General features: G+C 43.1%; 13 protein-coding genes. 5 read left to right on the forward strand and 8 right to left on the reverse strand.

What is annotated here, in order from left to right; translation table 11 throughout:
- Positions 1 to 100: 100 nt before the first annotated feature.
- Positions 101 to 742: a uridine kinase gene (gene udk / locus J8Z23_RS10905; RefSeq protein ID WP_005396962.1), complete on the reverse strand. Its 642-nt coding sequence runs from the start codon at positions 740 to 742 to the stop codon at positions 101 to 103.
- A 180-nt stretch (positions 743 to 922) separates the two neighbouring features.
- On the reverse strand, positions 923 to 1,999 hold the full coding sequence (gene apbC, locus J8Z23_RS10910; RefSeq protein ID WP_065646636.1) for an iron-sulfur cluster carrier protein ApbC: 1,077 nt from the start codon (positions 1,997 to 1,999) through the stop codon (positions 923 to 925).
- 162 nt (positions 2,000 to 2,161) lie between these two features.
- Here apbC and metG point away from each other — a divergent pair, with 162 nt between their 5' ends.
- A complete protein-coding gene (metG, locus tag J8Z23_RS10915; protein ID WP_301659676.1) occupies positions 2,162 to 4,237 on the forward strand; it encodes a methionine--tRNA ligase in 2,076 nt (691 codons plus the stop codon).
- Positions 4,238 to 4,720: 483 nt separating this feature from the next.
- Here metG and J8Z23_RS10920 read toward each other — a convergent pair whose 3' ends face one another.
- The 3 genes from J8Z23_RS10920 to J8Z23_RS10930 all read right to left on the reverse strand — a co-directional run bounded on the left by J8Z23_RS10920 (position 4,721) and on the right by J8Z23_RS10930 (position 6,158).
- Positions 4,721 to 5,074, reverse strand: coding sequence for a hypothetical protein (locus J8Z23_RS10920; protein WP_074191586.1), 354 nt, complete (start codon positions 5,072 to 5,074; stop codon positions 4,721 to 4,723).
- 73 nt (positions 5,075 to 5,147) lie between these two features.
- On the reverse strand, positions 5,148 to 5,390 hold the full coding sequence (locus J8Z23_RS10925; RefSeq protein WP_434633492.1) for a hypothetical protein: 243 nt from the start codon (positions 5,388 to 5,390) through the stop codon (positions 5,148 to 5,150).
- Between the two features lie 345 nt (positions 5,391 to 5,735).
- On the reverse strand, positions 5,736 to 6,158 hold the full coding sequence (locus tag J8Z23_RS10930) for a hypothetical protein (protein WP_434633494.1): 423 nt from the start codon (positions 6,156 to 6,158) through the stop codon (positions 5,736 to 5,738).
- Between the two features lie 313 nt (positions 6,159 to 6,471).
- On the opposite strand from J8Z23_RS10930, the gene J8Z23_RS10935 reads away from it, so the two are divergent.
- Positions 6,472 to 7,281 (forward strand): hypothetical protein, encoded by an 810-nt coding sequence (locus J8Z23_RS10935; RefSeq protein WP_046874414.1) that lies wholly within the window; start codon positions 6,472 to 6,474, stop codon positions 7,279 to 7,281.
- Positions 7,282 to 7,400: 119 nt separating this feature from the next.
- On the opposite strand, the gene fadR is transcribed toward J8Z23_RS10935, so the two are convergent.
- Positions 7,401 to 8,240 carry a fatty acid metabolism transcriptional regulator FadR gene (fadR, locus tag J8Z23_RS10940; RefSeq protein ID WP_005396954.1) on the reverse strand — a complete coding sequence of 280 codons (840 nt, stop codon included), beginning with the start codon at positions 8,238 to 8,240 and terminating at the stop codon, positions 7,401 to 7,403.
- A 639-nt stretch (positions 8,241 to 8,879) separates the two neighbouring features.
- Between fadR and nhaB the strand changes: the two genes are divergently transcribed.
- On the forward strand, positions 8,880 to 10,466 hold the full coding sequence (gene nhaB / locus J8Z23_RS10945) for a Na(+)/H(+) antiporter NhaB (RefSeq protein WP_005396952.1): 1,587 nt from the start codon (positions 8,880 to 8,882) through the stop codon (positions 10,464 to 10,466).
- Positions 10,467 to 10,549: 83 nt separating this feature from the next.
- Positions 10,550 to 11,086, forward strand: coding sequence for a disulfide bond formation protein DsbB (gene dsbB, locus J8Z23_RS10950; protein ID WP_005396949.1), 537 nt, complete (start codon positions 10,550 to 10,552; stop codon positions 11,084 to 11,086).
- A gap of 91 nt (positions 11,087 to 11,177) precedes the next feature.
- Here dsbB and J8Z23_RS10955 read toward each other — a convergent pair whose 3' ends face one another.
- Positions 11,178 to 11,795 carry a YecA family protein gene (locus J8Z23_RS10955; protein ID WP_005396626.1) on the reverse strand — a complete coding sequence of 206 codons (618 nt, stop codon included), beginning with the start codon at positions 11,793 to 11,795 and terminating at the stop codon, positions 11,178 to 11,180.
- A gap of 170 nt (positions 11,796 to 11,965) precedes the next feature.
- On the opposite strand from J8Z23_RS10955, the gene dusC reads away from it, so the two are divergent.
- On the forward strand, positions 11,966 to 12,925 hold the full coding sequence (dusC, locus tag J8Z23_RS10960; protein ID WP_301659678.1) for a tRNA dihydrouridine(16) synthase DusC: 960 nt from the start codon (positions 11,966 to 11,968) through the stop codon (positions 12,923 to 12,925).
- A gap of 35 nt (positions 12,926 to 12,960) precedes the next feature.
- Here dusC and J8Z23_RS10965 read toward each other — a convergent pair whose 3' ends face one another.
- Complete coding sequence (locus tag J8Z23_RS10965) at positions 12,961 to 14,436, reverse strand: sensor domain-containing diguanylate cyclase (RefSeq protein ID WP_134647358.1); 1,476 nt, start codon at positions 14,434 to 14,436, stop codon at positions 12,961 to 12,963.
- Positions 14,437 to 14,460: the final 24 nt, after the last annotated feature.

Below are 14,460 nucleotides of genomic sequence, written 5' to 3' on the forward strand. Positions count from 1 at the left end.
GTTTTAACCTGCAACTGACTAATTTAAAAACAAAAAAAGAAGTGGCACTTAAGGTGCCACTTCTTCTCTTAAAAATAAAGCGATATAGCCGTCTAAAGGCTTAAGCTTTCAAAAGTCTTGCAATGTGAGCTTTTAATACATCGATTGCGATACGGTTTTTACCACCGCGAGGAACAATAATGTCCGCATATTGCTTAGAAGGTTCGATAAACTGCATGAACATCGGACGTACTGTTTGTTGATACTGCTTGAGAACAGATTCCATAGTTCGGCCTCGTTCTTCCACGTCACGCTTAACACGACGAAGCAAACAAATATCTAACGGTGTATCCATAAATACTGTCGCGTGCATCAAATCACGAAGACGAGGGTCAGTAAGAAGAAGGATGCCTTCTAGAATGATCACCTTTTTAGGCGTCATTGTGGTCGTGTTACTTGTTCTTGTGTGTTCAGTGTAGCTGTACTCAGGTACTTCTACTGCTTCACCACGTACCAATTTTTCAAGGTGCTCACACAGTAGGTCGTGGTCCAACGCACTCGGGTGATCGTAGTTCGTCTTTACTCGCTCTTCCATGCTTAGGTGGCTTTGGTCGTTGTAGTAGCAATCTTCCGTGATGACACCGATTTGATGATCGCCTACTTTCGCGCGAAGCTCATTATAAATAGTGCTCGCGATCAGACTTTTTCCAGAAGCAGAAGCGCCAGCAATACCGACGATGACGCATTGATTATTATCAGACATTAGTTTGCACCCGATGATGATTTCTAGTCACATAAAAAGATAAACTGCCTGATTATAGGGAGTTCACCCCATAGTTACTAGTTGGAATTAGGGTTTAGTCATAAGTTTCTGCCTGCTCAGAGGATTAACCTCCGAGCAAACGTTAAAATGTGCAATTATCAACCAACAGGCATAGTAAACTTAGTTCACCATTGTAAAGCTAATCGCATCTGGTTTTGCTTTGCCTTGCCAAAACATCGTGCTACATACGCGATCGGCAAGCTGCTTGTAATACCCTGCATGCTCACTTTCTGGGCGCCTTGCTACTGTTGGCACGCCAGCGTCAATATCTTCTCGCATAGAAATATGAAGCGGAATTTGTCCTAGCAGTGCCAAGCCAAACTCTTGCGACATTTTTTCTGCACCACCCATGCCAAAAATATGCTCTTTCGCGCCACATTGGCTACAAATGTGATAACTCATGTTTTCCACAACACCAATAACCGGGACATGGACTTTGTTAAACATTGCCGCTCCCTTCCTTGCATCGGCAAGGGCTAGGTCTTGCGGTGTAGTGACTAACACACTACCTGTCACCGGAATCTGTTGTGACAACGTCAACTGTATATCACCCGTGCCTGGCGGCATATCAATCACCAAATAATCTAAATCTGGCCAGTCTGTCTCCGTTAATAACTGCGACAACGCTTTTGAAGCCATTGGCCCGCGCCATATTGCCGCTTCTGATTTGTCCACTAGATAGCCGATAGAATGAGTATAGATGCCGTGAGCAAAAATGGGCTCCATCCACTTGCCATCACGAACTTCTGGTTTTGCATCTTCTTGCCCCAACATCATAGGTACAGACGGGCCATAAATATCCGCATCCAACAATCCCACTTTCGCCCCAGATTGAGCAATCGCCAACGCTAAGTTAACCGCAGTCGTTGATTTACCGACCCCACCTTTCGCAGAGCTAACGGCAATGATGTTCTTAACACCTTTAACCGGATTGGCCACTTGAGTTTCTAATGCTTTAACTCCAAGGCGAATATTGAATGGGAATTCAGCCACTTTATCTGCGGTTTGTTGCTGTTTAATCCAGTCATGCAATATGGTTTGAAGCTCATTACTTGCGAATGGCAACGTTATCTCAACAGAACCTTGTGCCGTAATCGAAATTGCGCCATGAATATCTGCCCAATTTTCCACCAACTGTGGATGCTGGAATTGGTTAAACCAGTGACAAAAGTCTTGTTTTGAAGTGAACTGATGCATAAGTCCTCCTTTTAGATGTCATGCTAACACCGTCCTGCCTCAACCAGAACCCCAAAAAAACTAAGGCATTCCGCAGTTTGACACCTTGGAGTTAGTGAGTTCATGGGGTAGTATTATCCATCAAAATTTATTTATACCTATCAAGAAAAGCGAATATTAAGTATGGCAAACGATCCAAGAAACTTTCCGTCAAGGAAAATGCTGGTAACTTGTGCCCTTCCGTACGCTAACGGTTCGATCCACCTTGGTCATATGCTTGAGCATATCCAAGCGGACATTTGGGTTCGTTACCAACGCCTACGCGGCAACACTGTAAACTTCATCTGTGCTGACGATGCTCACGGCACGCCAATCATGCTTAAAGCGCAACAGATGGGTATTACTCCTGAAGAAATGATTGCCGCAGTTAGCGAAGAGCACCAGAAAGACTTTGCTGGCTTTGATATCAGCTTTGATAACTACCACAGCACACACTCAGATGAGAACCGTGAGCTAGCGTCACACATTTATCTTGAGCTGAAGAAAAACGGCTTTATCTCTAGCCGCACAATTTCTCAGTTGTTCGACCCAGAAAAAGAGATGTTCCTACCGGACCGTTTCGTAAAAGGTACGTGTCCAAAATGTAAGTCAGAAGACCAGTACGGTGACAACTGTGACAACTGTGGCGAGACTTACAGCCCAACAGAACTGATCAATCCTAAATCTGCGGTTTCTGGTGCGACGCCAGTAATGAAAGATTCTGAGCACTTCTTCTTCGACCTGCCTCAGTTTGAAAGCATGCTAAAAGAGTGGACTCGCTCTGGCTCGCTACAAGCTGAAACCGCGAACAAGATGCAAGAGTGGTTTGAATCTGGTCTGCAACAGTGGGACATCTCGCGTGATGCGCCTTACTTTGGTTTCGAGATCCCAGGTGAGAAGAACAAGTTCTTCTACGTATGGCTAGACGCGCCTATCGGCTACATGGGTTCTTTCAAAAACCTATGTGACAAGCGCGACGACCTAGACTTCGATGAGTACTGGAAGAAAAACAGCTCAGCAGAACTGTACCACTTCATCGGTAAAGACATCGTTTACTTCCACAGCCTATTCTGGCCAGCAATGCTAGAAGGTTCTGGCTTCCGCAAGCCTAACAACGTATTCGTACACGGTTACGTAACCGTAAACGGCGCGAAAATGTCGAAGTCTAAAGGTACTTTCGTAAAAGCAAGCACTTACCTAGAGCACCTAGACCCTGAGTGTCTACGTTACTACTACGCTGCGAAGCTAAACAGCCGTATCGACGATCTAGATCTTAACCTTGAAGACTTCACTCAGCGTGTAAACGCTGACGTTGTTAACAAGATCGTTAACCTGGCATCTCGTAACGCAGGTTTCATCGCAAAACGTTTTGAAGGCAAACTGTCTGACAACTTTGCAGAGCCTGAACTTTACAACGAATTTGTTGCTGCAGCTGACCGTATCGCTGAGCTTTACGAAACGCGTGAGTTTGGTCGTGCAATCCGTGAAATCACGGCATTGGCAGACAAAGCTAACCAATACGTTGATGAAAAAGCACCGTGGGTTGTAGCAAAAGAAGAAGGCAAAGATCAGGAGCTACAAGACATCTGTTCTGTCGGTATCAACCTGTTCCGTGTACTGATGACTTACCTGAAACCAGTAATGCCTGCGCTAGCTGCACGTACTGAAGCATTCCTAAACCAAGAGCTGACTTGGGAAAACATCGCTGCGCCACTCACAGGCCACGAGATCACTAAGTTCAAAGCACTCTTCAACCGTATCGATCCGAAGAATGTTGAAGCGATGATCGAAGCATCTAAAGAAGATGCGGCGGCAGAAATGGCGGCGAAAGAGAAAGCAGAAGCGGAAAAGAACAAGGCTAGCCAAACTGAGCTAGACAAAGAGCCAATCGCTGAAGAGATTGAGTTCGACGCTTTTGCAGCAGTAGATATGCGTATCGCTCGTATCATCTCTTGTGAAGAAGTGCCAAAAGCAAACAAACTGCTTAAGTTCCAACTGGACATCGGTGGTGAAACTCGTCAAGTGTTCTCTGGCATCAAGTCAGCGTACAAACCTGAAGAGCTAGAAGGCAAACTAACGGTAATGGTAGCAAACCTAAAACCTCGTAAGATGAAGTTTGGTATGTCTGAAGGTATGATCCTAGCAGCGGGCCCTGGTGGTAGCGATCTATGGATCCTTGAGCCACACGAAGGTGCTCAACCAGGGATGCGTGTAATGTAATGCTCTTCGCATAATAGAAAGGCTTAACTATTTCAGTTAAGCCTTTTTTACAACAAGATAAAATTACTTAATGCAACCTATACTCTTCCGGTCCCCAAGTAATGGTCGCGCCACACACAAGGAAAAGTACAAAACTGATGCTTACAACATACGCAAGTATTCTATCAAACGTTGTTGCGTATTTTAGTATTAGTTGGTCATCCACTAGTGATAATTTGACTGGCTTTCCTCGTATCAATACTGATGCGTACATGGGAAATCTAAAACCCCACCCATTTCTGTCCCAACCAATAGGGTCATGACCATCCCGCAACATCTTTTTCTCAATCCGCTTTACCGATACACGAATGAAAAGCAAAGTACTAACTAACCAAGTACATCCGATAATCATATTTGCAATATCAAAATAAGACACGTTGCTCCCTTTATCAGGATTTGGCTTTTCAACTAGACTTGTATTCACCGTTCTACAGAGCCCTGCGCTTAACTGGTTTTCACTCTGTACTCTTCAGGCCCCAACCCCATTACTGCTCCCAAAGCAAGTGCCATCACGAAGCTTATTGTGACAATATACGCAAGCACTCGGTCAAAGACTGTCGCGTACTTTAGAATAAGTTTGTCTTCTACCAGCGATACTTTCGCAGGTTTACCTCGCATCAACACTGAGGCGTACATGGGAAATCTAAAACCCCACCCATTTCTGTCCCAGCCAATTGGATCATGACCATCCTGCAATATTTTTGTCTCAATCCGCTTTGCTGATACACGAATAAAAACCAATGTGCTCAGTAACCATGTCCAACCAACAATCATCACTATAAGATCGAAACAAAACACAATTACTCCTTTAAAACCAATTTACTTTAGAGCTAGTTTCATAGGTTTTTTCTGTAAACCTTGCCCAAACCAATCACCCATTTTTGCAGCCGCATAACCAGCCCCCTAAACCAACACCTATTAATACGACTACTCCAAATGGGCCAGCAGCTAAAGCGATTCCCATTCCAGATGCAATCACTTTGGATGTGGTCCAAACGCCAGCAGCGTTGCTCGCACCAAACCCAGCAACTTCCATTGCCGCTCTTTTTTTCCAATTTTCTCCGTTATTCTTGGCATTTCGAACATTGTTAAAGCGAACACCAGCATCAATCATGATGATCTTTTTACCTACAATACTAGAGCTTTGTTCAAGAACTCGAATTGAGCGGATGTTAGCTATAGATGTTAAATGTAACTAAGTCATATCCCTACCGCTTCGCGCGATATTGACAGCCCTATTCGGGTTGCTCCAAATGTTACCGCGGCTACTTTTAATTCACCCTGCATAATGGGCAAGCTCTTTTGTAAATTTTGCATTCAAAGAACTATGAGCTTCTTTAACTCTATATCCAAGCTTCACAAGCTCCTTTTTCTGCGCACCACTTCGTGACGCTGTCCGTACATCTAGTAAGGCGTTTTGATATTTGAGCAAAGCTTTCCCGAAATTACTCAATCTGACTTACTTTTCATTAACCGCCGTAGCGGCAGCACCTACTGCAGTATACTCATCGATTTTCCCCCCAATAGTATGATTAGTAGCATCTAAAAAAGGCTTAATCTCTTTTTCATAGAGGAGGGCTACCGCTTGTAAGTTTTCATCGCCAAACTCACTTGTTAGATTGGCTACATTTCTTTTGGTTTCTTGTGACCAACTTTTTACAGTATCAAGAGCACAAGCTATATCAGGTCTCTCGCTACGCAACTTAGCTATGTTGATCACAGAGCCTTCGTTCAGTATGAAAGGAGTACCTGCGGGAATAAAACTACCAAATATATGTGGGTTGTCCTTACGAAAATGAAGGTACCTATCCTCATCATTTGTATCGATAGGGAGCGTTATCTTTGAGTGAGTACTGAAGCATAGGTCGAATTTATTAGACAAATTAATTACCTCGAACAATCAACAAAATAGACAACTTATATCATATGAAGTGTCCGAGTATTTTAATTTCTAAACATTGTGACTTGAATCAGACTACAAAAAGTAAGCAATATGTAACTCACAAAGAATAACGCGTACACCAAGCATCGACACCGAATAATCAACCATATTCACAAATTTGGTGAATCCATGCACCAATAACGACCGTCCCAAAAGAACATTTAATATAACTAATTGTTTTAATTTAATTTTTGTTTGGTATCAAAACTGCAGACCTTCCTTGCTAGGTCCAAACACTAACAAGGAGTTGGTTATGTTTGTTTTGATTTCCACATTATTATCTATCGCTATTTTAGCCGGAATATATCACTTATCTTCTAAACGAGAGCAGCAACACGCGCGTAAATATCAGCTGTTAACATTATTGAGAGATGTTGTTCATCTGCTGAGACGCCATCGAGCCGCGACGCACTACTCACTTCAATTTCAACAAAATAACGAACAAGAATTAGAAGTCCTTCATAACGATCTCACCAACAAACTGCATCTTTTGGTCGAAACCTCACGCTTTGAAAATAAACCCATGTATCGCGTGCTCCAGATCAAAGTAGGAAAACTGCTTGAACAATGGAACGATCACAGTGTTGCAAGGAACCAGATGGAGCATGGTAAGTTAATTCGTCATTGCTTGTTCTTGATGGATGAAGTCACGATTGCTTGGTTAGCGGTAGAACAACGAGATGATCTACATAATGAGTACCACATGAACTGGCAAAACATCATGGATAGCTTAGAAACCCTGACTCAATTGAGAATTAGCATTCAAGACTTGGGAGAGCAAGGGGGGAATGAGCGTTTCAAAAATTACGCATCGGTTATGACACGTAAGCTAAATCAATTAGCAGTTATCGCTCCGCTTAGTATCGTTTCTCCTGCTTCCACACGCTCAATACAGACATTAAATAACTATGTGACAGGAAGTCATGTCGATTTAACAGAAGCAGAGCTTTATGGAGTCACATCAGACTTATCGTTGACCATCTTCAATACTTACGACCACGTCCTTTCAGACATCGTTGAAGCATTGTATCTACCGTTGCCCAAACTCTCTGTAGCAAGATAAGCTCTATACAATGCCGTGCCAATTGTCACAACAGGAACGTAACTGGTATCTATAGGTAAAAACAAAAAAACCGCAGACCTTAGGTTCTGCGGTTTTTCATTCATCTAACTTCTCAGCGCTTAGCTGTCATCTTCTGTGAAGTTCGTTGGTAATTGCTTTTTCATCTCGTTCCAGATTAGCGCGCTTTCCATACCATAGTGACGAATCACAACTGGCAGTTGTTCACGCTGACCACTTTCACAAGTTTCTAGCAACTGATGGTAAAACTTCAGCGCTAGCTCACGAGAAGCTGGGTTTGAGAAATAATAGCTACCAACGCGATCATAGAGCTTCTTCAAGCCATTAAAAATCAAACCGTAAATCTGATTCCCTGAATGGAATGCTAGGCGTTGGAACAACATGTAGTCGTAAAAGTTGAACGTTTTAGCAATCAAGATTTCTTGACGCTTCGCTTCATCTTTCTCGTTGTCTTCTTTCACGTTCTGTAAGACTTTCTCAGCATAAGGTGAAGAAGCGATGAAATCGTCCCAAGAAGCAGCATTCATTAAAGCTTCACAAGATTCAATTACATTCTTGATCGTGCGCTCAGAGTTCTCTTTATTTGCTTTAAATGCATAACGCATAAAGATAGGGCTGATGTTGGTACGTGCTGCAAGCAAATCTTCTACAATGTTTGTTGCGTTATCTACGTCCAACGTCATCAACGTATCCAAAATATGCAGACCAGAGGTCTCCATAAATTGGTTTACCTTCGTTGGTTTACCGTGTTGGATTGTTAACCAACCATCACGGGCTAGTCGTTGAAGAACCTCTCGTAAAGTCGTTCGAGTAACACCAATTAGCTCAGACAGCTCGCGTTCAGCAGGTAAAATAGAGCCAGGAGGAAAACGGCCGTTCCAAATGCTCTCGATAATATATTTTTCTGCGAATCCCGCAGGGCTTTTCGCCTTTATGACCATTCTACTTTTTATCCAATATTGATTTCTGAGGGTCGATACTACTCATCATACCACTACTTAACGGTTTGAGAAAATTTACGATCAATAATTGAAACGATTCTACAATATAGAGTTAATACTCTATATGTTGTGTCAATTTAGGATGGTCTGACGTGCGAGTGAAATCGGTAAAATCTGAATTTTCGTTTAATTAAACAGCTCACAAATTGCGGAGAAATAAAGACTACTGCGTCACAATTTTATATTCAAAATATGAAAAATTACTTTGTATATCACAGTTAATATTCTTTCTTAATTTGCCTTTTCTCGTCACTGACCGTCATTTAAAATCCAAGAGGATTTTTTTGAGCCTTTCATGATATAGTAACGCCGTTTTGATCGCGTTATTACATTTAAAAAGTCATTTTAGTCGGTAGCATCACGTTTTGTTATTGACTAATAAATGCCTGAGTGTAGAGTTTGCGGTCGAAAGTGAGCGGTGCTTGAGTTCAGGGGAAGTAACTTGGCAAGACTGCAATAAACAAAGGATTGTTGTTTTACTAAGTTATTGTTTTAAAAGACTAGTTAATAAGTCTCACAAACAGATACTTAAGCACTATTGTAGTGTCTATTCATAATTTTGTTATAAAGAGAATTATCATGCCGATATCGCTCGGAAACGCTTTTATCAAGAACTTTCTTGGTAAAGCGCCTGATTGGTACAAAGTTGCCATTATAGCCTTCTTAATAATTAACCCGATTGTATTCTTCCTAATAAACCCATTTGTTGCTGGGTGGTTGCTGGTTGCTGAATTTATTTTCACGCTTGCAATGGCATTGAAATGCTACCCATTACAACCTGGTGGTTTACTTGCTATTGAAGCCATCGCTATCGGCATGACTAGCCCTGCGCAAGTTAAGCACGAGTTGGTGGCAAATATTGAGGTATTACTGCTGCTGGTATTTATGGTTGCTGGCATCTACTTCATGAAGCATTTATTGCTGTTCATTTTTACCAAAATTTTACTTGGTATTCGCTCCAAAACCCTTCTATCACTTGCGTTTTGCTTTGCCGCTGCATTTTTATCTGCGTTTTTGGATGCTTTGACGGTTATCGCCGTTGTTATCAGTGTTGCGATCGGTTTCTACTCTATCTACCACAAAGTGGCGTCAGGTAACCCGATTGGTGACCATGACCACACACAAGATGACACGATCACTGAGCTAACGCGTGATGACTTAGAAAATTACCGCGCCTTTTTACGCTCATTGTTGATGCACGCTGGTGTAGGTACTGCGCTAGGTGGCGTAACCACTATGGTAGGTGAACCTCAAAACTTAATTATTGCAGACCAGGCGGGTTGGTTATTTGGTGAATTCCTAATCCGTATGTCTCCAGTGACGCTACCCGTATTTTTCTGCGGTCTCATCACTTGTGCTCTAGTCGAAAAGCTTAAAGTGTTTGGCTACGGTGCAAAACTTCCTAACAACGTTCGTCAAATCCTCGTTGACTTTGACAATGAAGAGCGCAAAACGCGTACCAATCAAGACGTTGCAAAGCTATGGGTTCAAGGGCTTATTGCTGTTTGGTTGATCGTGGCATTAGCCTTACACTTGGCGGCAGTAGGCTTAATTGGTCTTTCAGTGATCATCTTAGCGACGGCTTTCACTGGCGTCATTGAAGAGCATTCCATGGGTAAAGCGTTTGAAGAGGCTCTGCCTTTCACTGCACTACTTGCGGTATTTTTCTCGATCGTTGCGGTAATCATCGACCAAGAGTTGTTTAAACCAGTTATCGACGCGGTGCTTGCCGTTGAAGATAAAGGCACTCAGTTAGCTCTGTTCTATGTCGCGAATGGCTTACTATCAATGGTGTCGGATAACGTATTCGTCGGTACGGTTTACATCAATGAAGTAAAAACAGCACTCATTGAAGGTCTCATTACTCGCGAGCAGTTCGACTTACTGGCAGTTGCTATCAACACTGGCACTAACCTACCATCTGTTGCTACGCCAAACGGTCAAGCGGCATTCCTATTCCTACTCACCTCGGCTCTCGCTCCATTAATTCGTCTGTCTTACGGTCGAATGGTTATCATGGCGCTGCCTTACACCATCGTTCTTGCGATTGTCGGTCTAATGGGCATTATGTTCTTCCTAGAGCCTGCAACGGCTTCTTTCTATGATGCAGGCTGGATTTTACCTCATAGTGGTGATCTGACTCCCGTAGTCTCCGGCGGTCACTAAAATTTGAGTTGATTAGGAAACTTATCCACGTTAAAAAGCTCTGAGTATTCAGAGCTTTTTCTATTTCAGACAGGAACAAAAACGTGACTATTTTAAATTCACTTAACCAGTTTTCGAAGGGACGCTTATCGTGGCTGCTGCTTCTGCTATTCGTCGTTTTCTTTGAAGCATGTGCCCTCTATTTTCAGCACGTCATGATGCTTGCACCATGTGTCATGTGTATCTACGAACGAGTCGCGATGATGGGAGTGGGTGTCGCTGCAATCGTTGGTCTTATGGCACCAAATAACCCAGTTTTCCGTTGGCTAGGTTTGATTGGCTGGGGATTAAGCTCTTACAAAGGACTGTTGCTTGCTCAGCAGCACGTTGATTATCAGTTTAACCCATCACCATTCGCGACTTGTGATTTATTCGTAACATTCCCTAGTTGGGCTCCGCTTAATCAGTGGGTTCCTTGGATGTTCGAGGCATACGGCGATTGCTCGAAGATTGTTTGGCAATTCCTCGATTTATCAATGCCACAATGGTTAGTAGTTATTTTCGCGGGCAATTTAATTGCTTTAGCATTAATTGTGATCGCACAATTCTTCCCAGCAAGACGCACTAATCCGATTCGTTAATCCTTCAGAGAAATGATAACGAAAAAAGCCGACCAGATGGTCGGCTTTTTACTGAGTAAACATCGCGGCTATTTAACTTAACCACGTTAACTCAACCACGTGATTGACCACAACACTGCTTGAACTTTTTGCCGCTCTCACAAGGACAAGGATCATTGCGCCCGATACCTTTGAATGGGTTTAGGCTTTGAGCCTTATTGCCTACCATCAACTCATCCGCACCTAACGCCACTTCACCAACCATCAAATCAAGCTGGTCGACCAAGTCTGCAAGAGCTGGAGGCGTTTCAATACCGGCGTCGCGCATCTGTTGCTGCGTTGCCGACTCATCGATAGCCAGCATCAAAGTGGTCAGTAATGCTTGTAGCATACGTTGCAATCCATCATTGAGCTCAACGTCTTGCCATTGTTCTTCAATCATTGGCCAAACAGACATAAAGCCTTCGGCAAAATCAGCAAGTTGTTCAGGTTCTTTGCCTGTTAGCTCTAGCACGGAATATTCGTTTCGTTGAATTCGGTTGTGCTGCTTGTGAATTTGCTCTTCTACTGCTGGTTGAATCGCTTTGAATCCTTCACCTAATAGCGGCTCTAACCACTTTTCAGGAGCGAGTGGTTTTGTCGTCAGATTAGCAGCGAGCACTGCGCCTTCGATAAATAGGCAAGATTCATCGATGTGAATTTCGCCTTTCTCAATCAATGTGTATTGCATGACATCTGGTTTCCCATAAATTTGGCGGCATTATACCTCAGAGCATAAAAGCACGTAACCGGGAGTTGCGAGTTTGACTGTATTGAGTGCTTTGAGTCTTTTAATGACAAACTTAGCTGACATCGCTACAATCGCCCTCCTTTTTATCACCAAACTGTATTAGGCAAACTATGCGAGTTGTACTAGGCCCAATGGAAGGCGTTTTAGACCATTTGATGCGCCAAATCCTGACCGAGATAAACGACTATGACCTATGTGTTACGGAATTTGTTCGAGTCATCGACCAGTTATTGCCCGATCATGTATTTCACCGTTTATGCCCGGAGCTGTTGCAAGGTTCTCAAACCGCATCAGGTGTGCCAGTACATGTGCAATTGTTAGGACAAGAACCAAACTGGATGGCTGAGAACGCAATTAAAGCGGCAAGCCTTGGCGCTAGAGGCATCGATATAAATTTTGGTTGCCCAGCCAAAATGGTCAATAAAAGTAAGGGTGGTGCTGCTCTACTTCAGCATCCTGAGCTAATTCACCGTGTGGTTAAAGCTTGTCGAGAAGCTGTTCCTGAGACCATTCCTGTGACCGCAAAAATTCGTCTTGGCTGGGAGAACCCTGAAGATTGTTTTGAAATTGTCGATGCCATTCAGTCTGCTGGCGCAAATGAATTAACAGTACACGCACGTACTAAACAAGGTGGTTACAAAGCTTCTGAGATAAAATGGGATTACATCAACCAAATTCACGAACGTTTTGATATTCCGCTTATTGCGAATGGCGAAATTTGGAATTACCAGGACGGTCAACGTTGCATTGAAACGACTGGCGTTGACTCTTTGATGGTGTGCCGCGGCGCTTTCAATATCCCTAACTTGGGCAACATGGTAAAACACAACCACCAGCCAATGTCATGGCCCGAGGTGGTTGAGCTACTGATCTACTACTCCAAGTTTGAGATGAAAGGCGACAAAGGCTTGTACTATCCAAACCGCGTAAAACAATGGTTCTCTTACTTACGTCAGGCCTATCCTGAAGCAAAAGATCTATTCAGAGAAATCCGAACGTTTAACAAAGCCGCGCCGATTGTTGAGCATATTCAACGTTATCGTGATGAGTTAAATTCTCAGGTTGCATAAAACCTGAGCATTGCAAAGGGCGAACTGCTCGCCCTTTAAGCGCTTAGATCTTCGTAGCAAATCTTATTTTTGCCTGTACTCTTGGCTTGATATAACTTTTCATCTGCCGCTTTAAATAACTCATCAAAGCTTTCCACTCGGTTCTCTTTACTGAACACCACACCGCCAGAGATCGTAAAACCTTCTTTAGTCACACGTGTCGAGCGTTCGTCTATGGCTTTTTTTACCCGCTCTAAAATTAGCTTAATGCCTTCCGAGTCTTCGTCGTAAATCGCCAACACGAACTCTTCGCCACCAAATCTTGAGGCGACATCTGTGTGGCGAATATTTTCACGTATACATTTTGCAACTAGCTGAATCGCAGAATCGCCGACATCATGACCATAGGTATCATTGATCTTCTTGAAGTTATCAATATCGAACACTGCTAATGCAACCTGTTTTTTCGTCATCTTATTGCGCCACACGGTTTGCATTCCTCGACGGTTCAACAAGCTCGTCATCGGATCTCTGGCGGCGAGATCTTTAAAATAACGTCGCTCACTATGCATATTCACATAGAACAATACGACTGTGCTCAAAACGTAAATAGAGATCGCAACAATAAGGCTGTATTTTTCAAACACCGCTAGGTTCTTAGCTTCATCCCAAAGGTTGTACTCGTAATACATGCTGTGATTCGCACTCAATCGCTCTAACTCGACTGGTTTGATACGTGTACTGTTTGAAGGAATGGATTGTAAATTGGAAACCAAATGAAACTTACCAACAAGACCTAGTGACGAAGCCATCAACGCATTGACATCAAAATCAATGGACAGCACACCTTGATGCCTCCCTTTTTCGTAAACAGGCACCGTCATACTAATGATTTGACCTTCCATCGAATCCAACATCGGCCCAGGTCCGGCCAAGGTGATGTTCACTTTATCTTGTGCGGTTTTTTGCCAAAATGGGCGCGCTTTTAGCGTTGACCAAAGCTCTCTAGTGAAGTTTTTCGCGTACGTGTCAGGAGACGAAATGACGTAACCACGCTTATCGATGTAATGAATACCAACGATATGGGATTCAATATCGTGCAGAAAAGACAATGACGGTGCAAAACCCGCCTTTTGTTCAGCTAGTTGGTTAATCGTTGAACCTTGCTGACATAAGCTTTCATCGCCCACAATCATGTAATCAAGATCAACCGCAGGTAACCCCTCACTGTAGACACTCTCTAGCAACAAGACGTCTATCGGCCAAATATAACAAAGCCCCTTTTTGACTAAAGAATTGTGCTCTTCAGACAATGGGTTAGCGTAATTCGTATAGTTAGTAAAACTATAATCTAAGGCGGTGAGGACTTTAATACCACGGGACATGGCACGATCAATACGTGCATACTCAGAATCAATATAGCGATTGACCGCATCGTAGTAGTTTTTTGTCGTAACAAGCAAAACCACGACAAATAATGCGAGGGGAAAAAAGATGACAAATGAGAGACTAAATCGCCTTTGGTTAACCATTGAGTACCATGTATGTGAAAGGTA

The organism is Vibrio sp. SCSIO 43086 (assembly GCF_051132235.1).
In the GTDB taxonomy this organism is placed as follows: domain Bacteria; phylum Pseudomonadota; class Gammaproteobacteria; order Enterobacterales; family Vibrionaceae; genus Vibrio; species Vibrio diabolicus.